We start from the raw sequence: 22,267 nt of genomic DNA, 5'->3' as shown, positions 1-22,267 counted from the left end.
CGGTCCAGAACGACGCGCTCGTACCGTCGCTCGCCGTCACGTCCTGCCTGGCTTGGACCGTCTGCCCCGCCGACAGGACGAAGCCGGCCTCGGCAGGCGATCCGTCCACCAGATAGACCGTCGCCGTCCCGGCGATCCCGGACGGGTGCGAATAGACCCCGGCGGTGAAGGCCGCCTCCGGGCTCTGCTGCTCCGCCAGTACGCCGAGGCGAGGACTCTCGGTCCCGGTGATCGGATGCCGGGCGATCGTGGCCGCTGACGTGAACCGCTGCTCCAGGCCGTCCGCCGCGCGCACCGTCTCGGTGACGGTGTAGCTCGTGCCGCCCACCGCCCGCTCGTGCGCGGGGGCGAAGTCGTGCGCGACCACCGTCGCCGGGCCCGAGCCGTGGCTGTAGGTGCCCGGCACGTAAGCTTCCCCGAGCGGCATGCCGTCGTCGAGCGCGTCGAGCCGCGGTGCCGTCGCCTGGACGATCGGATCGACCTTCGGGCCCGGCTTCTTGGGACCTCCCTTGCCCTGGGTGGAGGCGCTCAGTCCAATACCAATCGAGATCAGCATAGGACCGTGATCCCGGTGGCGGTCGTCCCGGTGGCCCAGATCCGCGACACACGGATCGGAAAGGTGATGCCCGCGGCGACGAAGACGGACGCGACGTCTCCGGCCGCCGTGGTCACGCGCACCGAACCGGGTTCGGCCACGTTGAGCGCGCGCGACACCAGCGCCAGGTCCTCGTCGTCATGAGGCTGGATCTCGATCACGCGAGTGGCGGGACTCTCGAGGCCGCTCTGGAATCGCTTGAACGGATCGGACATTCGGCATCTCCTGAGGATGGAAGCGTCTGGGCGTTCCGGTCCGAAGGGGCCGGACGCCTTTGAAGCGCGACGATAGGAAAGCCGTGTTCACGGTTTTTTAAGCGACCGTCCGGCCCCCGTGGATCATCCGCACCCGGTGCGCTAGCACTCCCGAAACCGGAGGTTCCCGGCATGACGCCACCCAGACCGCTCCTCGCTCCGCGCCTCGGATCCGGAGCGCGCCTCGACCGCCCGCTCGCGGTCGATCCCGGCCTGTGGGAGGGCGCGACGGCGATCGCGCTGCAATGGTGCCGCGACGGGGATCCCATCGCCGGCGCCACCGGGTCCGCCTACACCCCCGCTGACGAGGACGACGGCGCGGCGCTGAGCGTCCGGGTGCGCGCCAGCGGCCCCGGCGGCGAGAGCCTCGCCGAGACGGAGCCCGTCCGCGTGACCTGCGCGGCGCCGGTGGCCAAGCCACTCGTCCTCGACGACGTCTTCGACGCCGGCACCGGCCTTCAGGTCGTGCCCGCCGCGCACGCCTTCGCCGGCCGGGCGCTCCGCTTCACCGCAGAAGGCGCGGGCGCCACGGCCGACCCGCGGACGGGCGAGGTCTTCGTCCCCACCGACCGCCCGACCGAGGGCGAGGACGTGGTGGTGACCGCCCGCAACTCGGGCGGCGCCGATCACCTGGTGTTCCGGGTCGCGATCGAGGGCGAGGCCGGGGAAGACCTCGCGCAGACCCGCCGGACCTCGGAGCTCGTCGCCGACGGCGTCACCTTCCGCTTCGCCGACGCCGCCGAGACCGGCGCCTTCATCACCGGTGCCGCCGGCGCGGGCGATCCGTTCGTGGTGGGGCCGGTGACACTGCTGGGCTACGATCCCGGCCCAGCGCGACTGCCCGGCGGCCGCGAGGTCAACGGCGCCATGGTGAACCCACCATGCGGCCGCACCTTCGGCTTCGACAGCATCGCCCGCAAGAAGTACGACCCGGCGCTGAACGCGGGCCTCCGCCTGCCGCTCCGCCTCGAGCCGGGCGACAGTCTGGTGGTCGCCGTCAGCGACCCGTCGGCCGAAGAGTCAAAGCGCTCCCTCGATCGGTTCGTGGTCCTGACCTGCCTGGCCGAGACGCCGCCCGCCGACGCCTTCCGCCCCCCCTATTCCGGGTCGGAAAAGCCGCTCCACCGGCTCGGCGACATCGACTTGTCCCGGCTCGCGCGGCTCGAGATCCACGCCGCCGACCTGATGCCGCCGCTGGCCGAGCTCGAGGCACGCTTCGCCCGCTTCGCCATGGACCCGGTGCCGAACTGGAACCGGGACTTCCTCAGGGCCGACAAGCATCCGCCGCACTACGGCCGCGGCCTCTGCCACGACGAGGCGGCGCCCTACGTCTGGGTCAACTCGGCGATGCCCGACGCGCACAAGCTCAGGCTGGTCCTGGGCCTCGTGCAGCGCGGCATCGACCGCTACGGCGTGTTCCGCAGCGCGCGCGAGCAGGGCTTCCAGCCGTGGCGCGGCAGCGGCGGACATAATTCGGGACGCAAGTTCTCGATCATGTTCGCCGGCCACCTGCTCGACGTAGACGAGATGCGCCACGTGGTGCGCCAGACGCCCCCGGGTGCAGGATTTCAGGAAGACGAGATGACCTTCCACATCGCCCCCGAGCATGTGGAGGCGACGAACGGTCCGGACTGGGACCCCTCCTACGAGGACCGGCGGCCGCAGCAGCCCTACCCGCCGGCCATGATCGGCACGCCGGAATGGCGCGGACGCCGCGAACCCGAGAAGGCCAGCGCCTCGTGGACCGGGCATCCCTACCGCCTCGTCGCCACCCACAACGCGATGCACGGCCAGACGCTGGCGGCGCTCGCTATGGGCCTGCAGGACGCCTGGGGGCACGACGCCTACTTCGACTACCACATCCGCTTCATGGAGATCATGAACGGCGCCTACGACCCCTGGCGGTTCCGCGGCGGCAAGCAGGCGCTCTACAACCCCGTGACCGGCTCGCGCCGCCAGGAGCCTTGGCCCGGCTGGCAGCGCCGCTGGCATGACGAATGGTCGTGGCAGATGCTCAAGCGCCACCGCTTCGACTTCTACCGCTTTCCCTGGAGCTAGCCCCGCGGGCTCCACGGCCGCCGTTGTCTGGCGGCCGGGCATCTGTCATGTTTCCGTTACAAACGGGATCGGCAGTCCGCGTCAGGCGGCCGGCCATGTGAAGGTAAGACACGACATGACGAGTGACCCCCATTCCTCCCACGCCGCGGAGGACAAGAAGTCGGATATCGACAACCTCTACGCGGCGCTGCGCACCGTCGATCTCGCGCCGTGGCTGATGAGCGGCGCGATGCTGGGGTGCATCCTCCATCAGGACACGCTTCCCGGAGACCGGGACATCGACTTCGGCCTGATGGCCACGGACAGGGACGCCTTCGACAGGGCAATCCCGGAGCTGAGGCGCCGAGGCTTCGACATCCGCGAGCGGTTCGATCCGGTCACGCTGCGCCGCAAGAACATGGTGACGCTCCGGCGCCGGTCGCTGCCGATCGACGTCAAGTTCTTCGACGCGAACGAGGGCTACGTCTTCCGCGAGATCCACAAGAGTTTCGACAGGAAGGCCGCGCTCGTTTGGGAGCTCGCCGATTTCCTCCACTTCGGACGGTTCGGCACGTACTCGCAGGTCCGGCGCAGGTCGGTCCTGCTCGCGCGGGTCCTGACGGCGGCGCGGGCGGTGACGCCGGGACCGCTGCACCGGGCGCTCGGACGCATGCTCTGCCGGAAGTGGCGGACGATGAACACTGCCTATGGCGTCGAGATCCACCGCGCGGAGCAGTTCGTGGACACCGAGAAGGCAGTCTATGCCGGCGCCGAGGTCCTCATTCCGCGCAACTGGCGGGAGTACGTCCTCGAGGAATACGGTGACGGCTGGCGCGATCCCGATCCGGCCGGAAAGGGCGGCTGGAACAAGAAGAGCCACCTCGTCTTCCCGAAGTCGAGGACGCAGCTGAAGCTGATCGACGCGGAGACCCTCGAGCGCTTCCGGGCTGCACGCCTCGTCGAGGCCTAGGGCGCCTTGCCTCCCGAGGCGGCGGGCATCACGCCGGATGCCGCCGCTTCCCGCCCTTGTTCAGCCGCCGACGCCCACCAGCGCCATCTCGCGGAAGGTCTGGCTCCCGGCGATGAGCTCGTCGTAGGTGCCGCTGGCCGCCACCTCGCCGTGCTCCATCAGGAAGATCCGGTCGCAGCCCCTCACGGTGCTCAGGCGGTGCGCGATCATGATGATCGTCTTGTCGTGGCCGAGATTGCGCACCGCGTCCATCACCGCCCGCTCGGTGAGGTTGTCGAGCGCGCTCGTCGCCTCGTCGAGGATCAGCACGCCCGGATCGTGGTAGAGCGCCCGCGCGATCCCGATCCGCTGGCGCTGGCCGCCCGACAGGCGCACGCCGCGCTCGCCGACCTTGGTCGCATAGCCCTCGGGCAGCTCGTTCACCACGAAGTCGTGCAGCTCGGCCAGCCGGGCCGCGCGCTCGACCGCGGCATGGTCGATCTTGCGCGCCTCGATGCCGAAGGCGATGTTGGCGGCGACCGTGTCGTCCACCAGGTAGATCTGCTGCGGCACGTAGCCGAGGTTGTTCTGCCAGGCGCGCCGCGTCTCCGGCGTGATCGCGGTGCCGTCGACACGAATCTCGCCCGCGTCGGGCGTCAGCAGTCCCAGGACCAGGTCGACGAGCGTCGTCTTTCCGGCGCCGGTGCCGCCGACGATGCCGATGGTGGTGCGCGCCTCGATCAACATGTCGACCCCCCGCAGCACGGCCCGGTCGGTTCCGCCGGGATAGGCGTAGCGGATGCCGCGCATCTCCAGCCGGTGCCGGAGCGGCATCGGCGGGATGATGCTGCCGTCGCGCAGCGGCTCGCCCGTCGCGCGGAGGGAGACGAGGTTGTTCCGCACCGCGTCGAGCGCCGGCGTCGCGCCCCTGAGGGTGCCGAACGAGCTGTAGACCCGCTGGATCGCCGGGAACATCCGCACCCCCGCCAGCGCGAAGAGGCCGAGCGTGGGGATGGCGCTGGTGAGGTCGCCACCCTCGCGCATCAGCACGAAGAGCACCAGCACGACCATGCCACCGAAGGTGGTCGCCTCAAGGATGTAGCGCGGCACCTCGTTGATCACGCTGCTCTTGACCGCTGTCTGCGCCAGCCGCCGCGACGGCACCTGGAACCGGCCGAGATAGTGGTTCTCGAGGCCGCCGAGCTTCACCTCCTTGATCCCGCCCATCATCTCCGAGCTGATGCGGAAGCGCTGCGTGTTCGCCTCGTAGCGGATGCGCCCGAACCTCAGGAGCATGCCCCGGACGCCGGCGAAGATCGCCAGGTAGATGCCGCCGACCACGAGCACCGAGGCCAGCGCGACCACCGGATCGACCAGCACCAGGAACGCCACCAGGAAGATCAGCGAGACGATCTGCGCCAGCACCTTCATCGCCGGGGACATCGCGCTGTTGATCACCTCGCCGACCTCCTGCAGCGCCTGCTTGCCGAGGTCGGCGGTGTGCTGCCTGAGAAACCAGACGTAGGGCTGGCGCAGGTAGGCCGCGATCAGCCGCGTGCTCAGATGGTGCCGCCGCATCTGGCTGAAGCGGGCGATCGCGTAGACGGTGACCAGCTTCACCGCCAGGCTGACGATGATCGCCACGAAGACCAGCACCCCCAGCATCACCAGGAACTCCTGATGATTGGCGGGATCCAGCGTCTCGTAGATCACCCCCATGGTCCGGTTCCGCTCGATCACGTCGGGGTCGGCGACCACGGCGAGGAACGGCAGGATCGCGGCCACGCCGATGAGATCGAACACCCCCATGACCAGGATCAGCCCGAGCAGCAGGAAGAAGTACACGCGCTCGCGCCCTTCGAGGAGGTCGAGGAGCTTTCGGTAGACGTCGATCAAGAACAGCCTCCGGCCATGTGGCCTTTTCGCACCGGCACCAACGCGCCCTTGTCTCACCCGAGGGGGCAGAGGCGCAATCGCGAAAGGGGCCGCCGGACCCGGCCGCCTCGCGAACGTGATAGGATGATCTGGTTCTGACTTTCTTAAAGTATCTCGACGAAATCTCGCCTTCCACTTGAGCGAACATGCCACTTCATCGCATGTGAGACGATAGTGGAGCCGGACCCAGGGCGGCCATCAACGGTTTGAGCACGGATGACACACGCCGCAACTCACGAGGTCGACGCTCCGCGCACCGGCGCCTCCCGCGACTGGCACCGGCCGGTCGTCGCCGCGACCTCGGCGGGGCTGATGGTCGTCTTCTTCGTCACGATGATCATGCCGGTCTCGGTCGACGTCGTCGGGCTGCGCCTCACCCCGCTCCGGATCTTCCTGCTGCTCGCGTTCGTGCCGCTCTTCGTGCGCCTGGTCTCCGGGCAGGTCGGGCGACTGAACGGCGTCGACATCTGCATGATGCTCTTCTGCGTCTGGATGTACGTCACGCTGCTGGTGAACAACGGCATGTCCCGCTTCGCCTATTCCGGCATCTCGACGGTCGAGCTGCTCGGCGGCTACCTCGTGGGGCGGTGCCTGATCCGCAACGCCACGGACTTCAAGCTGTTCTTCCAGATCCAGCTCGGCACGATGCTGTTCCTGGCCCCCTTCGCGCTCATCGACCACCTGACCAACCGGCAGATCTGGTCCGACATCCTGAGCATCTTCGGCGACGCCAAGTACCGCGGCGGCAGCTCCCGCCCGCGCTGGGGCCTGCAACGGGTCAGCACCGGCTTCGACCACCCGATCCTCTACGGCCTCTACTGCTCGCTCGCCGCCGCCACGACCTTCTACATCTGGCGCGACCGAATCGCCGGCGCCCTCGGCCGCTTCGCCTTCGTCGCGGGCATGGTCTTCATGTCGCTCTCGTCGGGCGCGCTTCTGTCGGTGATGATCCAGTTCTACCTGATGCTCTGGGACTGGATCACCCGCTCGAAGTGGAAGCTGCTGGCTCTTCTCTTCGTCGTCGCCTACGTCGCGCTCAGTGTCCTCTCGAACCGGGGACCGATCCTCATCTTCATCGAGGAGCTGACCTTCAGCCCCGGCACCGGCTGGACCCGAATCCACCAATGGAACTACGGCACCGCCGAGGTGATGCGGAATCCGATCCTCGGCATGGGCCTCCTCGGCGGCGACTGGGAGCGGCCTGGCTGGCTTACCAGCTCCGTCGACAACTTCTGGCTGGTGATCGCGATGCGGCACGGCCTGCCCGGCATCGGCTTCCTCGTAGGAGCCTTCATCCTGCTGACACGCCGAACCGTCTCCGCCGGACCGCTGCCCCCGCTCGAGGCGCGCTACCGGACGGGCTTCATGATTGCTTTCATCGGCCTCTGCTTCACCCTCGCGACCGTCCACATCTGGGGTGCGGTCAGCGTCTATTCGATGTGCTTCCTGGGCATCGGGGTCTGGTTCGCCGAGGTGGCTCGCCCGGAACCGGAACCTGCCGCTGACCCGCCCGATCCCGCGGCGCGGCCTGCGGGACCTGCACCCGGAAAGGCTCCGAAGATACGCCGCGAGCTGGCGCCACAGGAGCGTCGCGGGCCATCGGTCCGGACGGTGGAGCGCGAGCCGCGGGATTCGCGGCCTGCCAGAAGCGCCTCGGCCTCCGGCGACCGCTGGCTCCCATATCGCCGCAACCTGCACCGCGATCGGTCCAGGTAACCGTGGGTATGGGGATCCGGACGCTGCTCCCCATGGCTGCCGACGGCATCGGGCCGAGCTTCACCTGCGCCCGCCTGGTCGAGGGCGCACGCCGGAGCGGCGCCGATATCGACCTGCTGGTCAACAGGTACCGCATGGGCGAGCGCTCTCCGGGCGTGCAGGCGCTGCTTGGGGGGCCGCTGTCGCGCCTGCCCTACCGGGTGATCCACACGCCGGCCTCGCGCGCGCTCGAGCGCTGGTATCTCTCGCGGATCCGTCCCGGCGACGTCGCATGGCTCTGGCCCAGCGTGTCGCTCGACCTGCACGAGCGGCTCGCCCGCCGCGGCGTGCCGATCGTGCTCGAGGGCATCAACACCCGCATGGCCCGCGCCAGGGAGGTGCTCGACGCGGCCTACGAGAACTTCGGCGCGGCCCCCGCGCACGGCATCACCGAGGCGCGCATCGTCGAGGAAGAGGCCAAGTTCGCCCTCGCCGACACCATCTTCGCGCCGAGCCCGGGCGTCGAGGCGGCGCTGCGCGGCTCGCCGCTCGAGCACCGCTACCTCGCCTCGAGCTACGGCGTGGACACCGCGCAGCCGCTGCCGCCCCGCGCGGCGCGGCCGGGCGGCGTCACCTACGTCTTCTGCGGCTATTTCTGCGTGCGGAAGGGGGCGCACCACCTGCTCGACGTCTGGCCGCGGATGCCCTCGGACGCGCGGCTGCGCATCGTCGGCCGCATCGAGCCGGTGATCGCCACGCGCTACGCCGACCTGCTCTCCTCGGACCGGATCGAGGCGGTGGGCTTCACCCGCGACGTCGCCCCGCACTACGCAGCGTCCGACGTCATGGTGTTCCCCTCGCTCGAGGAGGGCGACCCGCTCGTGACCTACGAGGCGGCGCTGCACGGGCTGGCGATCGTCGCCTCGGCGCCCGGCGCCGGCCGGATCGGCGCCGAGCAGGACTGCATCACCGTGATCGACCCGCAGGACCGGGAAGCGTTCCTCGAGGCGCTCCTCGGGCTGCACCGCTCGGCCGAGGCCCGCGCCGACTGGGGCGCCCGCGCCCGCGCGGCCGTGTCCCGCTACGACTGGACCCGCGTCGGCGGCGCGCGCGCGGCCCAGCTCGCCGAGCGCTTCGCCGCCGGCCCCGCCCTGGCCTGAAGGTCGTCCGGCCGCGTCCCGGAGGTCCGGTATCCCGGCTGGACCGCTAGACGAGGCCCGCGCAGAAATCGTCCGGCAGCTGCCCGCGGGCGCGGGCGTCGCGGATGACCGCAGGCACGCCCTCGGTGAAGAAGCGCGGCCGCACGCCCGGATCGCCGACGTAATGGCGCGCCGCCGCCCCAGCCCGCGTGGCCCCCATGTGGATGTCGTAGGCGGGCGGCAGCGGCCGCGCCGCCTCCCCTTGCGTCGAGGCCAGCAGCGCGAACAGCGTCTGGTGCATCCAGTAGCGCAGCGGATCGGTGCGCGGATCGGCCGCGAGCGCGGCAAGCGCCGCGTCGAGGAAGGCCCAGTCTTCGTCATTGAGGCGCCAGGCCACCATGAAGCCGCCGTTCAGCCGGTCGGGCAGCGGCCCGACGCGCGCGCCCACGACCTCGCGCAGGAGCGCCTCGGGATAGGCGTAGCAGGGCCGCGCGTCGCGGTTCCACGCCATGCGCCAGCTCTCCGAGGCCAGGCACGCGCGCACCGCCACGGGGTCGTCCAGCACCAGCACGTCGCTGTCCATGTCCACCAGGCGCGGCGTTTCCGCGGCGGCGTAGAAGGCGCCGAGCTTCGAGCCGAAGTGATAGCGCCGGGTCCAGTCCAGCACGTGCGGAAAGGCGGCGAGCCGCGCCGCGACGGCCGCCTCGCTCTCCTCGGGCGACAGCACCCGCGTCCCCGGCATCAGGCGCCGCCAGAGGGCGATCGTCTCCGCCGTCAGTGTCCCGTCGGAATGCAGCACCAGCCGCGCCCGCGGCAGGAAGCGCATCATGCTCCAGCCCGCCCAGATCCCCATCGCCGCCTGGCCCTCGCCGCAGAGCGTATGCACCTCGGCCTCGACCTCCGCCGGCTCGGGCAGCGGCGTCAGCGCGCGCGCGGCCTCGACGATCCAGCCGGTCCGCGCCGCCACCGCCGCCTCGGCAAGCCGGCGGTTGCGCCGGCCGTGGAGCAGCCGGTCACGGGCGCGCCCCAGCCGGCGCCGCATTTCCTGGACTTTCACCGCCACCTCCTTCGGCCGGCCCCCGCGGATGCCGCTTGCCGAGGTCGGCACGACCTTGTCAACGACTGCCTAACCCGCGCCCGCTAGACGGACGTCACGTAGACCGGAGGCCGGCTTGCATTTCCTTGGCGGGTTTTCGCTTATAGTCGATACACTAAGCTGTCGGGTGAGGATGATCCGGATCGTGAACGAGCTGCCGTCTTGCGGACAAGCGGGCCTGTGAGCCTGTCATGAGCACCCCCGCGGTCTCCGTCGTGCTGCCCGCCTTCAACCGCGTCCACGCGATCCGCGACGCGGTCGACAGCGTGCTGCGCCAGACCTGGACGGACTTCGAGCTGCTCGTCGTCGACGATTGTTCGACCGACGACACGCTCGCGGTGGTGCGCGCGGTGGACGATCCGCGGGTGCGGGTGCTCTCCACCCCGCGCAACATGGGCCCGTCGGGGGCGCGCAACGTCGGCATCGCCGAGGCGCGGGGCGCGTGGGTCGCCTTCCAGGACAGCGATGACGAGTGGATGCCGGAAAAGCTCGCCCGGCAGATGGCGCGCCTCTCGGAGACGCGCGAGACGCCGTGGATCGCCGCCTATTGCGGCATGATCATCGTCGGCGGCGTGATGGTGAACGGACCGGGCCGCACCAAGGTGCGCTACTTCCCCGGCCCCGAGATCGAGGCGGTCGAGGGCGACATCCTGCCCACCCTGCTCAGGACCAGCCTCGTCAGCACGCAGATGCTGGTGGTGCGCCGCGACGAGCTGGAACGGATCGGCGGCTTCGACGAGAACCTGCCGGCGCTGGTCGACTGGGACCTGGTGCTGCGCCTCGCGGAGCGCGGGCCCTTCGCCTTCGTCGACGAGCCGCTGGTGCTGCAGCGCTTCTCGTCGAACTCGATCACCCGCGACCAGGCCCGCCGCACGCTGGCGCTCGAGCAGATCATCGAGAAGCACCAGCCCCAGCTTTCGCGGATGCCGGGCCTCCTGGCGCAGCAGTACCGCACCCTGGCCGGGGCGCACCGCCGGCTGGGCCGGGTGGCCGAGGCGCACCAGGCGATCGAGAAGGCGCGCCGGGTGCAGCCGCGCGACCCAACCCTCTGGATGCGCTCGGCCTACCTGAACTTCCGCATGGTCACGAGACGGCTGTTCGGCTAGGCCCCTGACCGGCAGCAGCAGCAACCGGGACCGATCGATGCGCATACACGGCGTGATGCTGGTGAAGAACGAGGCCGACGTCGTCGGCGACACGCTCCGCAGCGCGGCCCGCTGGTGCGACCGGATCTACGTCTACGACAACGGCAGCACGGACGGCTCGTGGGAGATCGTCCGCGAGCTGGGCCGGACCCACGAGGCGGTGATCCCGTTCCGGCAGGACGACGCGCCCTATGCCAACCAGCTCCGCGCCGAGGTGCTGGAGGCGGTGCGCGACGACCTCGCGCCCGGGGACTGGTGGTGCAAGCTCGACGCCGACGAGATCTACATCGACCACCCGTTCAACTTCCTGACCCGGGTGCCGGCGCACTACCAGCTCGTCTATGGCGCGAGCTTCCAGTTCTACTTCACCGACCGCGACCTCGCGGCCTGGGAGGCCGCGCCCGAGAAGTACGCCGCCGACGTCCCGGTCGAGGAGCGGCTGCGCTACTACATGAACAACCATTCCGAGCCGCGCTTCGCCCGCACGCTCGGGCCCGGCAACTGGATCAACGGCAACGCCTCCGGCACGCCCGTCTTTCCCTGGCGGATCTGGCTCAAGCACTACCAGTACCGCTCGCCGGAGCAGATCCAGAAGCGGATCGAGAACCGCCGCGCGGTGGCCAGGACCGGCGCCGGCTTCCGGCACGAGGCCTCGGCCGACTGGGGGCGGCGGCTGAAGGGCGAGGCGGCGCAATCCTCGGCCGAGGCGGACTGGCGGGAGCGCGTGGTGCCCGCGGACCAGCTCTGCCACGACGCCGGCGACGGCCGCTTCATCCAGCGCGAGGATCTGATGCGGCCGATCCCGATGCCGCGCTTCGGCGACGACGTGCGGCTCGCCTACGAGCGGATCAGGTTCCGGATCGAGCTGCGCCGCCGGCGGCGCGCCAAGGGCGCGCGGGCCTGAGCGGCCCGGGCAGGAGCCGATGCCCCTGCCCGGCCCCTTGATCAGAAGACGAACTCGTCCGCGCCGAGGCTCCGCAGCACGGTGAAGTCGTCGATCTCGCCCTGGATGCTCGGCCCCCAGTTGTCGCCGAGATGCATCGAGAAGTACGACCGGCCGGGCGTGTGCCCGCTGGCCTCGACCGTCCCTTCGGACTCGCCGTCCACGATCAGCTCCAGGTCCTCGCCGTCGTAGTCGAGCCGGACCGCGTGCCAGTCGTCGTCGTCGAACACGGCGCTCTTGCTCCTGAGCTCGAAGTCGCCGTCCGAGGTCTCGAGCAGCACGGTCATGTGCCCGTCCTCGCCGACCCCCATGTCCAGCGTGCCGTGCTGGTAGAGCAGCCGTCCGGCGGCGTCCGGGCTCGCGGCGCGGAAGTCGAAGTCGATGGCGAACTCGTCCATCTGGTAGAGCAGGTCGTTCGAGCGGCCGAGCCGGACCGAGTTCTGCCCGTTCATCACGTAGGACGTGCCGCCGTCGGGGTCGGTGCCCCAGGCTTCCATGCCGAGCGACCGCGCCGAATCGTGGTAGCCGGAACTGTCCTCAAGCCCGTCCTCGAACGTCAGCCGCAGCACCGGCGACCGTCCCGCGGCGGGTGCGCCGCCGCCCGCCGGATTGCCGCCGGTGACGGGGGCCGTCGGGTCGTCGTCCGGCTCGTCCACGGGATCGGGCTCCTCGACCGGATCGGGGTCCTCCACCGGGTCCGGCTCCTCGACCGGATCGGGCTCATCCACGGGGTCCGGATCCACGACCGGGTCGGGCTCCGGCTCCGGCTCCGGATCGACGACCGGATCGGGTTCCTCGACCGGATCCGATCCGCCGCCATCGACCTCGCCCACGATCCCGGCGTCCCCGCCGAGGCGGACGTTGTCGATGACCGCCGGCAGCGTCTCGTGCCAGGCATGGCCCAGGATCATGCTGTGGCTCCCGGCCCGGGCCGTGGTCCCCGAGGCCGCGGTCTCGGCCACCACCTCGCCGTCCGCCACGAGGGCGAGGCTCTCGCCATCATAGGCGATGCCGATCCGGTGGAACCCGGTGTCGTCGAACACCGGCCGGTCGCTCGTCAGCTCGTAGCTGCCGTCGCTCGTCCACATCCGGAAGCGGACCGTTCCGTCGTCGTTGACGCGGCCGTCGAACACGCCGTTGAAGTGCAGGAAGTAGCCTTCCTCCCCCTTCTCCGACAGGCGCAGGTCCATCGTCAGGCCGAACGAGTCGAGTTCGTGGATCTGCCCGTTGCCCCGGTCGATGCGGATCTCGCGGTCGCCGCCGATGCGGTAGCCGTCGCCGCTCTCGCCGGCCGGCTGCTCCTGCGGCCCCATCAGCTCGACGTTCGAGGCGTAGGGCGAGCGGTCGCTCACCCCGCCCTCGAAGTCGAGGACGAGGAGGTCCGCGTCGGCGTCGACCGGCGGAGCGGGCTCTTCCCCGCCGTCGTCCGCACCATCGTCCTCGTCGTCGCCGTCATCCTCGCCCGGATCGGCCGGCCCCGGATCGCCGGCACCTCCGTCCTGATCCTCGCCGCCGTCCTGATCGCCGTCGTCGGAATCGTCCCCGGTCTCCTGGTCGTCGCCGTCGGTCGGGCCGCCTGCGTCGCCGCTCCCCCAATCCTCGGGCAGCGTTCCGGCGACCTCGGGATCGGCGCTGAAGTAGATGTTGTCGAGCACCGCCGGGACGGTCTCGTGCCATGCATGGCCGAAGATCATGCTGGAATGATTGATGGGCGCGGTCATCCCCGAGGCTTCCGTCTCGGCCACGATCTCGCCGTCGGCGATGAGCGCCAGCCGCCCCTCGACGCCGTCATAGGCGATGCCGATCCGGTGGAATCCGGTGTCGTCGAATACCGCCCGGTCGGTCGTCAGCTCGTACCTGCCGTCGCTCGTCCGGAACTGGAACCGCACCGTTCCATCGTCGTTGACGCGGCCGTCGAACACGCCGTTGAAGTGCAGGAAGTAGCCCTCGCCTCCCTTCTGCAGCAGGCGCAGGTCCAGCGTCAGACCGAACGTCTCGAGGTTGTGGATCTGCCCGTTGCCCCGGTCGACCCGGATCTCGCGGTCGCCGCCGATGCGGTAGCCGTCGCCGCTCTCGCCGCTCAGCAGCTCCTGTGGCCCCAGCAGCTTCAGCTTCGACTCGTGCGAGGAGAGGTCGACCGCGCCATCCTCGAAGTCGAGGATCAGCAGGTCCTTGGTCTCGACCGAGAAGTCGCGGGTGATGCGGTCGGCCACCTTGCCGTCGCGAACCACCTCGAGCGTGACCGAGTGCGCGCCCTCGCCGTCATAGAGCCGCTCGACCGTCTCGCCCTGCTTCACCACCCCGTCCGAGAAAGTCCAGACGAAGCGGGTGTCCGGACCCGCCGCGCGCCCGTCCTCGTCCAGCGACAGGCCCGCGTCGAACTCCACCAGATAGCGGTCATCGGGCGCGTAGCCGTAGGAGATCACCGCCTCGACGCCGTCCTCCGACCGGGTCTGCGCCTGCGACAGGCTCGCGCCGACCTTGCCGTTCCAGGGGCTGTCGGGCAGCAGGCGCAGGTCGCGCAGGTCGACCAGCCCCTCGGCCAGCGCGTTGACGAAGTGCGTCCCCACGTAGTCGGGCGAGCGCGGGTCGTCGTAGCTGAGCGAGACGTTGTTGTTCCCCGTGATCCCGTCGCCCCAGGACGTGCCGGAGGAGATGTTGTTCTCGATCACCGCGTCCGTCACGTTGACCAGGCGGACCTTCGGCGCGCCGCTGACGCCCTCGCTCCATGCATGCGTGTACATCGCCGAGGCCTTGTTCCACAGCAGCGTGTTGCCCTCGACCCTCACGCCCGTGGTGTCGGCGACATGGACGCCGTGGATGTGGCCGTTGCGGATCACGTTGTCGGTGATCTCGATGTCGCTGTAGAGGCCGGTCGAACCGACCTTCTCGTTGCGGATGAAGATCGTCTGGCTGGCCGGCCCGTTGCCGCTGTCGAAGTAGTTGCCGCTGATCCTGACATCCTGGGTCGCACGGTTCGTGTTGTTGCCCCAGATCTGGATCATGTCGTCATGGTTCCGGTCATTGGTGGAACCATAAAAATCGTGGAAGTGGTTGCCGGTGATCTCGATGCCGCGCACGCCGCCCATGCGGATGCCGTCGCCCTGGATCTTGGTGAACTCGTTGCCCTCGATCCTGATACCGTCGGCCTCGAACACGCCGAGCGCGTGGTAGTAGCCGGTGATGGTGTTCTCTGCGAAGACGACGTTTTCGCTGCCTTCGATGTTGCCCAGCCCCGCGCCCTTCTCGACGTTGGTGGTGTTGTTCTTGACGATGAAGCCGTCGGCGTCGCTGCGGAACTCCACGTCCCGGATCTCGACGTTCTTCGAGCTGCCGATCCGGAAGTCGCCGTCCCACCAGTCGTTGCCGGCTCCGGTGCCGTCCACGACCAGGTTCGTCACCGTGACGTTCTCGACGCCGCTCATGTTGAGCTGGCTGACCAGAACGGGCTCATCGGGATCCTGCGAGGTGATCAGGACCGGCGCCTTGCCCGCGCTGTCGCCGTCGAACGAGACGTTGAACCGCTCGGCGCCGCTCTCGATGAGGATCGTCCCGCCGTTCCCCTTCGAAAGCGCATCGTAGGCCGAACGCAATTCCTTCTCGTCGGACACCAGGATGGTGTCCGCCCGCTGATTGTCTGCCATGACTGTCCCCGTCTTCTTGCTGCGCGACTGCTAGCGCAGGGGCCTCGGCATTGCATCCGCCAGCTCAACAACGGGGCGGCAGAGTGCGGATTGTTGCCGACAAGGGCTCAATCTTGCCGACCGGAGGAACCGGCCCGACCCGGGCCGCCCGCTTTCGCCACTCTGCCGCAGGCACCCGCAACGCGCCTCGCGCCTCGGGTCAGGTGCGGCAGCCATCGCTCGCGCGTGGGTTGCGAATCGCTACTCGCCTGGGGCGGTGTAGCCTTGCAGCCAGTCGCGGCGGGCGTGCCAGACCGCTTCCCAGGTCTCGCGCCGGGTGCCGCCGGCAAGTCGGCCGCCGGTCATCCGCAGCGCGCCCCAGAGCCACATCAGCCCCACCCCCAGCGGCACCAGCGCCGCCGGCCAGTGGTCGCGGATGAGTTGCGTGCGCGCCTGCGCCAGCAGCACCCGCTTGCCGGACTGGGTGCGGCTGGCGGCGCCGACGAGATGCATGATCTGCGCGTCGGGCGTGATCGCCGGGCGCCAGCCGCGGGCGCGGGCGCGGGCGCAAAGGTCCGCCTCCTCGCCGTACATCCAGTAGCGCAGGTCGAAGCCACCCAGCTCGCGCCAGAGGTCGCGGCGGATCAGGAGGAAGCAGCCGACCACGATGTCGACCTCACGCACGCTGTCGCGCTTCCAGGATGGCATCGCCTCGGGGTTGAAGAGCTCCGAGCGCGGGAACGCCGCCGTCAGCCCGGTCGCCATGCAGAACGCGCTCCAGGGCGTGATCCGCCGCCAGCAGGAGGCGATGTTGAGGCTGCCGTCGGGGAACACCGTGCGGCCGCCGTAGATCCCCGCCTCGGGGTGCGCGCGGGCGAAGGCCATCAGGTTGTCGATCGCCCCCTCGTGCACCTCGGTGTCGGGGTTGAGGAGCAGCAGCCACTCGGTCCCCGCCCGATCGGCCACCCGGTTGTTGGCGGCAGCGAAGCCGATGTTGTCGTCCGACGCGATCAGTTCGGCCTCGGGGAACTCGGCCGCCACCGCCTCGGCCGAGCCGTCCTCCGAGGCGTTGTCCCAGACCACCACGTGCAGCGCGGTCGCCTTCGTCGTGGCGTGGAGCGTCCTCAGCGCCGCCAGCGTCAGCTCGCGCGTGTTGTAGCTGACGACGATGACCGTCAGCTCGGCCGGCTGTGCCTCGGGGCGCCCGTCGTCGGCGCGGCGGGTCTCGGTCATGCCTCGATGAACTCCTTCAGGCGGGCGATCAGGGCGTCGCGGCTGGCGCTGCCGCCCTCGCCCGCCGGGTCCAGCTCGCGCGCCAGGATCGGCCCCAGTTCGTCCGCCTGCCACGCGACATGGATGCCGGGCAGCTTCGCCACCGCCCGCGCGGTTGCCAGCTGGTGGTCGTTGCGGTGCTCGCCCAATGCGTGGCGCCGGGGCAGAATCACCAGCGGCCGCCGGTGCCGTCGCGCCGAAAGGATGGAGCCGATCCCGGCGTGGGCGACGACCACGCGCGCCTCCTTGAAGAGCGCATCGAACTCGGCGGGCGCCAGCGTCGGGCGCTGGTCGAGGTGCGGCCAGGCCCCCTGCCCCCGTCCCGAAACCGGCCCGGTCTGCGCCACCACGCGCTCGCCCGTCTCGGCCGCGATCCGCTCCATCGCGTCGATCAGGCGCGGAAACGGCAGCTGGGTGCCGACCGTGACCAGGATCACAGCACCGCCCCCGCATACCCGGCTCCGGATTGGGCTGCGACATGTTCCCACTGGCTGAGCCAGAGGTCGGCCACCCGCCGCGCCAGCCGGCCCGACAGCGACATCTCCTCGGCGTTGGCGACGGAATCGACCCAGATCGTCCGCGCCCCCCGCGCCTTGCCGAACGCCAGCGCGATCACGCCCGGCAGCGCGCCGGTCGAGATCACCACCTGCGGCCGCACCCGCCAGACGAGCCGCACGAGCGCCGCGGTCGAGTGCAGCGCCGCGAGCTTCCGGTCGCGGTTGCAGTCGGGCACGATCACCGCCGGCGCCGCCCCGAAGCGTTCGGGCAGGCCCGGCATGGTCGTCGCGTAGGTGACGTCGTGCCCCTCGAAGGCGGGGCGCATCTCCATCAGCTGCTGCCAGTGCCCGCCGCCCGAGGCGATGGCCAGGATCCGCTTGCCCAAACCGTACCGCTCCTTCGCTTCGTCTCGGGAGGTAAGGCCCAGGGACAAAGATTGTGCAAATGTTTCGCGGCGAAATATCGCTCAGGGCCGCCCAGTGGCCGCCTGGCGCAGCATCCAGCCCGCCCGTGCCAGTCTGAGGCGCGTGAGCGTCCCCAACGCCCGGCCCTTCTCGGCGGCCGAAAGGCGGGGATCGCGCAGCACGCGCGGCGCGTGGGCCAGGACGCTCGCCGGCATCGCCAGCGCCTTCGTGGCCCAGAGCGCCCGAGCGCCCTGCCCGTCCGTGGCGAAGCCCTCGGCGCTCAGCCGCCGCCACTTCTTCGCCAGCGACGCCCAGTCCCCGCGCGACGGATGCGCCACCCTCAGCGCATCGTCGTAGACGAGCCGCGCGCCCCCCGCGACCGCCCGGCGGCACCAGTCGAGATCCTCGCTGAGACCGGGCACGAACGGCCCCGTCGCCTCGAACACCGCCCGTGTGGTGACGAGGTTCGCGGTGACGGAGAAGCCCTTCTGCTCGACATAGGCCCGCTGGTCGAAGGCGAAGACCGTCTCGAACGCCTGCGGCCCGCTGCGGGGCCCCTCGGTCTCGTCGAAGACGTCTACCCGCCCGCCGGTGACGGTGCCGAACCTGACCGCCCGCCGCGCCGCCGCCAGCCAGTCCGGCGCAGGCACGCAGTCGGCGTCGAGGAAGATGAGGCCCGTGGCGGTCGTCTCGGCCACGCCCCGGTTGCGTGCCGCCGCCGCGCCCTTCTGGGCCTCGGTCACGAACCGCGCCCAAGGATGCGCCGCCCGCACTGCGTCGAGGCTCTGGGTCGAGCCGTTGTCGACCACCACCAACTCGATCCCCGAGCGATCCTGCGCCGCGAGAGCGTCGAGGCACCGGCCGAGCCGTGCCACGTCGTCGTAGTGCGGAATGACGATCGCGGCCCTCGGGCGCCCGTTCGTCGCGTCGGTGGTGTCGCTCATAGCCTCGCTCGCGCAGGACGTCCGGGGCGGCAGATAGCCCGCCCGGCCGCGCGACGGAAGCCGCCTCCTCAGCCGCCGAAATGTTTCGCGCGCGAAACATCTAGCCAACAAGTCATTGATTTCGCGACCGGCCTTGGGGCGAAACACGGGTGTGCCAGGCGGCGGAAGATGGCTGGCGTGGTAAATCCGCCGAGCCCGGGATGCCGCGCAGGATGTTTCGCGCGCGAAACATCTGCCGCGCAAGTCATTGAAACCGCCAGATCAGGCGTTGCGCTGCGCGAGCCATGCCTCGAGATCCCTCGCCAGCGCCTCGTCCACCCCCGCGCCCTCGAGCACGATGCGGTGGCCCTTGCGGGAGAGGCGCACCCCCGGTTCGGGGCGCGCGGGTGCCGTGGGCGGCTTGCGCAGAACGCGGGCCAGCGCCGCCTGCTCGGCCGCGGCGTCGGCGGATGCGGTGGCCTCCAGAGCGGTGCGCAGGCGGGCGGCGAGGCCGGCGTCGGCATCGAGCGACTTCGCGAGGTCGAGGCCCAGCCGCTCGGGCAGCGCGGCGGGAAACCGCAGGGCGCCGTCGAGTGCCTGGTAGAGCGTCAGGAACGACCCGATCTTGGAGCGCTTCGGCCGGCTCGCCGTCGCGAAGAGTGCCCGCACCGCGTGGCGCGCCGTGGGGTAGAGGCCGAGCTCCGCCGCCTTGGCCGCCACCCGCGCCCGCTCCCAGTGGCTGAGGCCGACGCGGATCTCGTTCTCGTCGACCATCGCCTGATATGCCTCGGCCGCGCCCTCAGGGCGGCGCAGGATCGCCTCGACCCGCTCGAACCGCGGATCGCCCGTTTCGTCGCGAAGCGCCCGGAGCGCGGTCAGCCGGCGCCAGCCCGAGATCAGGCCGAACCGGCCCTCGCTCAGCTCGACCACCTCGATCGGGGTCTGCTGACCGCGGGCGGCGATGCTGGCCTTGAGCGTCGCCATCTCCTCGCCGTCGGCGCTGAGCCGGTCGCGCACCAGATGCTCGGCCTCGATCGCATCGAGCGGGATCTGCTGGATGAAGCGCCCCTCGCGCCGCGCCGCCTCGAACTCGGACGAGAGCTCGGCAAGCGCGGCCTCGGCCGCCGCCTCGCCGGCGACGCGGGCGATCGGCGGACGGCCGCGGGTGACAGTGCGGGCGAGGCCCATCGCCTTGGTCTCGGGCGCGGCCTCGGGTTCGGCGAAGATGGCGGGGGTCAGGCGCTTGCGGGCCATGGAAGCCTCCTGGTCGCGGGACGGGCAGGGTGGGGCGGCCGGGGTTGAGGGCGCGCGAAACGGGCGTTCGCCGCGAAACGTCGCTCGGGCCGATCTAGTGAATCCAGTGACTTGGCAGCGGGATGTTTCGCGCGCGAAACATCTCGTGGCTGTCGCCGGATTTCGGGACGCGCTAGACCGGGCCGCCGGAGCGAGGGGAGGGCGGGATGCGGAGCGAGAAGGACAAGATGCTGGCGGGCGAGCTCTACGTGGCGGAGGGTCCCGAGATCGCCGCGGACAGCGCTCGCGCGAACGCCTGGATGGACCGCTTCAACGGCCGCCTCGCCATGCCGCGCGAGGAGCGGCACGCGATGCTCGTCGAGCTCTTCGCCCATGCGGGAGAGGGGGCCTTCATCCGGCCGCCGTTCCACTGCGACTACGGCTACAACATCAGCCTCGGCGCAGGCGCGTTCCTGAACTTCGGCTGCATCATCCTCGACGTGGTGGAGGTAGCGATCGGCGAGATGACGCAGATCGGGCCGGGGGTGCAGATCCTGACCGCCGACCATCCGCGCGATCCGGCGCTGAGGCGGCAGCGGCTGGAGTTCGGGCGCCCGGTGCGGATCGGCGCGAACGTCTGGGTGGGCGGCGGCGCGCTCTTCATGCCGGGCGTCACGGTGGGCGACGACGCCACCGTCGGCGCGGGCGCGGTGGTCACGCGCGACGTCCCCGCGGGCGCCACCGTGGTGGGCAACCCGGCGCGGATCCGCGTGCCCGCCGGAGATGTGCCGTCTACGTAATATCAGTGGGTTAAGAGGAGGATGTTTCGCGCGCGAAACGTTTCGCGGCATCACTCGGCCACCTGCGCCGCGGCCTTCGCGGCCCGCGCGTCGCGCCGCCAGGTGCCGTAGAGAAGGCGCTTGAAGCCGGCATAGGTCTCGTCGAACGTGGCCCGGCCCCGCGCGTAGGTCTCGCGGTTGAAGTCGCGGTAGTCGGCCTCGTAGATGCCCGACGCGGCCTCGCCCGCCTGGCCGATCAGCGCGGTGTAGTCCTGCCGGTAGGGGCTGAGGGTGCGGCCCAGATAGGCGCCGATCAGGCTCGCCATCTCGGCCTGCTGGCCGCCGTCGTAGCGGGTGACGACCGCGCGCACCGCGTCCCACTCGAAGGCGAGCTCGGGCCGGCCCAGGGCGCGGGCGGCCATGTTCTCGCCCTCCTCGATCGAGGCGAAGGTGGCGTGCAGCATGTCGAAGAACCGGCCCGTCGAGTCGAACTCGAGGAAGCTCGCGCCGAGCGGCACCAGCAGGATGTCGGCGGCGGAGAGGCCGTTGATCGTCAGGTAGCCGAGGGCAGGGGGCGTATCGAGGAAGACGAGGTCGTAGCGGTCGAGCACCCCGTCCTCGGCCAGGCTGTCGGAAAGCGCGTCCCACAGCTTCCAGGCCCGCGACTGCATCCGCCAGACCGGGATCTGGAACTCGGACCAGTAGAGGTTCAGCTGCGCGCCGATCAGGTCGATGTTGGGCCAGTGGGTCGGGCGGATCACGTCGGCGGCGGTCATCTTCAGCGCCTCGGTCATCGTCTCGTCGAGCGGCACCGGCTGGTCGCCCCGGTCCATCCGGCGCTGGTTGTCGACGCGCAGATGGCGCGCGTAGTGCCGGGCGAGGAGGGGGAAGACGGTGCCCCACTCGTCCTCCACCCGGGCGCCGAAGACGCTGGTCATCGAGCCCTGGCTGTCGAGGTCGACGACCAGCACCCGGTAGCCGTCGAGCGCCGCGGACATGGCGAGATGCGCACAGGTCGAGGTCTTGCCGACGCCGCCCTTGAAGTTCGCCACCGCCACGATCTTGGCCGGCAATCCCTGGGGGCGGTAGGGCAGGTACTCCTTGGCCTTGGACCCCTCGGCGCCGAAATGGGCGCGCAGCCGCAGCACCTCGTCGAGGGTGAACCACTTGGCGCCGCCCTCGGTCTCGGACCGGCCCTGCGGCAGGCCGGGGTTCTCGCGCAGCACCCGGCGGAAGTGACCCGGCGCGACCGGGATCAGATACTTGGTGATCTCCCACGTCGAGAAGAGGCGCAGCCGCTTCGTCCCAGCTTCGTCGAGACCCCGCCCGGCGAGGTCGTCGCGCCCCCGGCGGCAGGCCTCGGCGATCGCCGCGAAGCCCCCGGTCCCGGTCGGCGGGTCGAGCTCCGCCAGCGCCGCGTCGGGCGAGATGTTGAAGTACGGAGGAAGGCCGTCCCTGCTCATGCCGCTGCCTCTCTGTCTCGCGACATCTGGAATGTGCCGCGTTTTTCTCAGCATGTCACGAATCGCGTCACATGGGAAGAACTTCGGGACACAGGCGGGTTTCCAGGGCTTTCCGGGGGTGGCGGCGCCTCCGGAGGTCCGGCCTCGAAAAAAGACGCGCTGTTAGATCTACGTTATTTCTCTGTTACGGGTCCACCGCCGCCGGCCCAAGTCCTTGGAGGCGTTGCGCTTTCGACGCCATGCTTTGGCCCGGGCGATTCCGATCCCACGATCGCGCGACTCCG

Annotated in this window: 18 protein-coding genes; 7 read left to right on the top strand and 11 right to left on the bottom strand. The window is 70.4% G+C overall.

Annotation, left to right across the window (positions count from 1 at the left end; all coding sequences use genetic code 11):
• Together JM664_RS05320 and JM664_RS05315 are read right to left on the bottom strand one after the other, a co-directional pair.
• The coding region (locus JM664_RS05320; protein WP_227418881.1) for a hypothetical protein at nt 1-556 on the bottom strand (556 nt) is incomplete at its 3' end.
• Complete coding sequence (locus JM664_RS05315; RefSeq protein WP_227418880.1) at nt 550-810, bottom strand: spike base protein, RCAP_Rcc01079 family; 261 nt, start codon at nt 808-810, stop codon at nt 550-552. The genes JM664_RS05320 and JM664_RS05315, both read right to left, overlap by 7 nt.
• A gap of 171 nt (nt 811-981) precedes the next feature.
• On the opposite strand from JM664_RS05315, the gene JM664_RS05310 reads away from it, so the two are divergent.
• On the top strand, nt 982-2,907 hold the full coding sequence (locus tag JM664_RS05310) for a hypothetical protein (protein ID WP_227418879.1): 1,926 nt from the start codon (nt 982-984) through the stop codon (nt 2,905-2,907).
• Nucleotides 2,908-3,022: 115 nt separating this feature from the next.
• A complete protein-coding gene (locus tag JM664_RS05305; protein WP_227418878.1) occupies nt 3,023-3,856 on the top strand; it encodes a LicD family protein in 834 nt (277 codons plus the stop codon).
• A 60-nt stretch (nt 3,857-3,916) separates the two neighbouring features.
• Here JM664_RS05305 and JM664_RS05300 read toward each other — a convergent pair whose 3' ends face one another.
• A complete protein-coding gene (locus tag JM664_RS05300) occupies nt 3,917-5,731 on the bottom strand; it encodes an ABC transporter ATP-binding protein (RefSeq protein ID WP_227418877.1) in 1,815 nt (604 codons plus the stop codon).
• A 255-nt stretch (nt 5,732-5,986) separates the two neighbouring features.
• Here JM664_RS05300 and JM664_RS05295 point away from each other — a divergent pair, with 255 nt between their 5' ends.
• A complete protein-coding gene (locus JM664_RS05295) occupies nt 5,987-7,486 on the top strand; it encodes an O-antigen ligase family protein (RefSeq protein WP_227418876.1) in 1,500 nt (499 codons plus the stop codon).
• Between the two features lie 8 nt (nt 7,487-7,494).
• A complete protein-coding gene (locus JM664_RS05290; protein ID WP_227418885.1) occupies nt 7,495-8,625 on the top strand; it encodes a glycosyltransferase family 4 protein in 1,131 nt (376 codons plus the stop codon).
• A 46-nt stretch (nt 8,626-8,671) separates the two neighbouring features.
• On the opposite strand, the gene JM664_RS05285 is transcribed toward JM664_RS05290, so the two are convergent.
• Nucleotides 8,672-9,661, bottom strand: a complete 990-nt coding sequence (locus JM664_RS05285; RefSeq protein WP_227418875.1) for a hypothetical protein — start codon at nt 9,659-9,661, stop codon at nt 8,672-8,674.
• A 230-nt stretch (nt 9,662-9,891) separates the two neighbouring features.
• Here JM664_RS05285 and JM664_RS05280 point away from each other — a divergent pair, with 230 nt between their 5' ends.
• Entirely contained in the window at nt 9,892-10,806 is a 915-nt protein-coding gene (locus tag JM664_RS05280) for a glycosyltransferase (RefSeq protein ID WP_227418874.1), read from the top strand.
• Between the two features lie 37 nt (nt 10,807-10,843).
• A complete protein-coding gene (locus JM664_RS05275) occupies nt 10,844-11,749 on the top strand; it encodes a glycosyltransferase family 2 protein (RefSeq protein WP_227418873.1) in 906 nt (301 codons plus the stop codon).
• Between the two features lie 41 nt (nt 11,750-11,790).
• Here JM664_RS05275 and JM664_RS05270 read toward each other — a convergent pair whose 3' ends face one another.
• The 6 genes from JM664_RS05270 to JM664_RS05245 form a co-directional block, all read right to left on the bottom strand.
• On the bottom strand, nt 11,791-15,432 hold the full coding sequence (locus JM664_RS05270; RefSeq protein WP_227418872.1) for a LamG-like jellyroll fold domain-containing protein: 3,642 nt from the start codon (nt 15,430-15,432) through the stop codon (nt 11,791-11,793).
• A gap of 240 nt (nt 15,433-15,672) precedes the next feature.
• On the bottom strand, nt 15,673-16,644 hold the full coding sequence (locus tag JM664_RS05265; protein ID WP_227418871.1) for a glycosyltransferase family 2 protein: 972 nt from the start codon (nt 16,642-16,644) through the stop codon (nt 15,673-15,675).
• A complete protein-coding gene (locus JM664_RS05260) occupies nt 16,641-17,120 on the bottom strand; it encodes a glycosyltransferase (RefSeq protein ID WP_227418870.1) in 480 nt (159 codons plus the stop codon). Before JM664_RS05260 ends, JM664_RS05265 begins: the two co-directional genes overlap by 4 nt.
• Nucleotides 17,117-17,566: a glycosyltransferase family protein gene (locus tag JM664_RS05255; protein ID WP_227418869.1), complete on the bottom strand. Its 450-nt coding sequence runs from the start codon at nt 17,564-17,566 to the stop codon at nt 17,117-17,119. The genes JM664_RS05260 and JM664_RS05255 overlap by 4 nt, the downstream gene beginning before the upstream one ends.
• Nucleotides 17,567-17,647: 81 nt before the next feature.
• Nucleotides 17,648-18,529, bottom strand: a complete 882-nt coding sequence (locus JM664_RS05250) for a glycosyltransferase family 2 protein (protein ID WP_227418868.1) — start codon at nt 18,527-18,529, stop codon at nt 17,648-17,650.
• Nucleotides 18,530-18,790: 261 nt separating this feature from the next.
• A complete protein-coding gene (locus JM664_RS05245; protein WP_227418867.1) occupies nt 18,791-19,762 on the bottom strand; it encodes a ParB/RepB/Spo0J family partition protein in 972 nt (323 codons plus the stop codon).
• Between the two features lie 206 nt (nt 19,763-19,968).
• Between JM664_RS05245 and JM664_RS05240 the strand changes: the two genes are divergently transcribed.
• Complete coding sequence (locus JM664_RS05240; RefSeq protein ID WP_227418866.1) at nt 19,969-20,541, top strand: sugar O-acetyltransferase; 573 nt, start codon at nt 19,969-19,971, stop codon at nt 20,539-20,541.
• A gap of 50 nt (nt 20,542-20,591) precedes the next feature.
• Here JM664_RS05240 and JM664_RS05235 read toward each other — a convergent pair whose 3' ends face one another.
• Nucleotides 20,592-21,983 carry an AAA family ATPase gene (locus tag JM664_RS05235; RefSeq protein ID WP_227418865.1) on the bottom strand — a complete coding sequence of 464 codons (1,392 nt, stop codon included), beginning with the start codon at nt 21,981-21,983 and terminating at the stop codon, nt 20,592-20,594.
• Nucleotides 21,984-22,267 lie beyond the last annotated feature (284 nt).

The sequence above is a fragment of the Roseitranquillus sediminis genome (assembly GCF_016918935.1).
GTDB classification, from domain to species: domain Bacteria; phylum Pseudomonadota; class Alphaproteobacteria; order Rhodobacterales; family Rhodobacteraceae; genus Roseitranquillus; species Roseitranquillus sediminis.
Note: the sequence above shows the minus strand (reverse complement) of the source record. Positions and strands in the feature narration are given on the sequence as shown.

Coding starts and splice junctions, on each gene's coding strand:
- JM664_RS05265 (WP_227418871.1), bottom strand. CDS start 16,644: ATGACCGAGACCCGCCGCGCCGACGACGGGCGCCCCGAGGCACAGCCG.
- JM664_RS05305 (WP_227418878.1), top strand. CDS start 3,023: ATGACGAGTGACCCCCATTCCTCCCACGCCGCGGAGGACAAGAAGTCG.
- JM664_RS05250 (WP_227418868.1), bottom strand. CDS start 18,529: ATGAGCGACACCACCGACGCGACGAACGGGCGCCCGAGGGCCGCGATC.
- JM664_RS05245 (WP_227418867.1), bottom strand. CDS start 19,762: ATGGCCCGCAAGCGCCTGACCCCCGCCATCTTCGCCGAACCCGAGGCC.
- JM664_RS05270 (WP_227418872.1), bottom strand. CDS start 15,432: ATGGCAGACAATCAGCGGGCGGACACCATCCTGGTGTCCGACGAGAAG.
- JM664_RS05310 (WP_227418879.1), top strand. CDS start 982: ATGACGCCACCCAGACCGCTCCTCGCTCCGCGCCTCGGATCCGGAGCG.
- JM664_RS05275 (WP_227418873.1), top strand. CDS start 10,844: ATGCGCATACACGGCGTGATGCTGGTGAAGAACGAGGCCGACGTCGTC.
- JM664_RS05315 (WP_227418880.1), bottom strand. CDS start 810: ATGTCCGATCCGTTCAAGCGATTCCAGAGCGGCCTCGAGAGTCCCGCC.
- JM664_RS05280 (WP_227418874.1), top strand. CDS start 9,892: ATGAGCACCCCCGCGGTCTCCGTCGTGCTGCCCGCCTTCAACCGCGTC.
- JM664_RS05295 (WP_227418876.1), top strand. CDS start 5,987: ATGACACACGCCGCAACTCACGAGGTCGACGCTCCGCGCACCGGCGCC.
- JM664_RS05240 (WP_227418866.1), top strand. CDS start 19,969: ATGCGGAGCGAGAAGGACAAGATGCTGGCGGGCGAGCTCTACGTGGCG.
- JM664_RS05290 (WP_227418885.1), top strand. CDS start 7,495: ATGGGGATCCGGACGCTGCTCCCCATGGCTGCCGACGGCATCGGGCCG.
- JM664_RS05235 (WP_227418865.1), bottom strand. CDS start 21,983: ATGAGCAGGGACGGCCTTCCTCCGTACTTCAACATCTCGCCCGACGCG.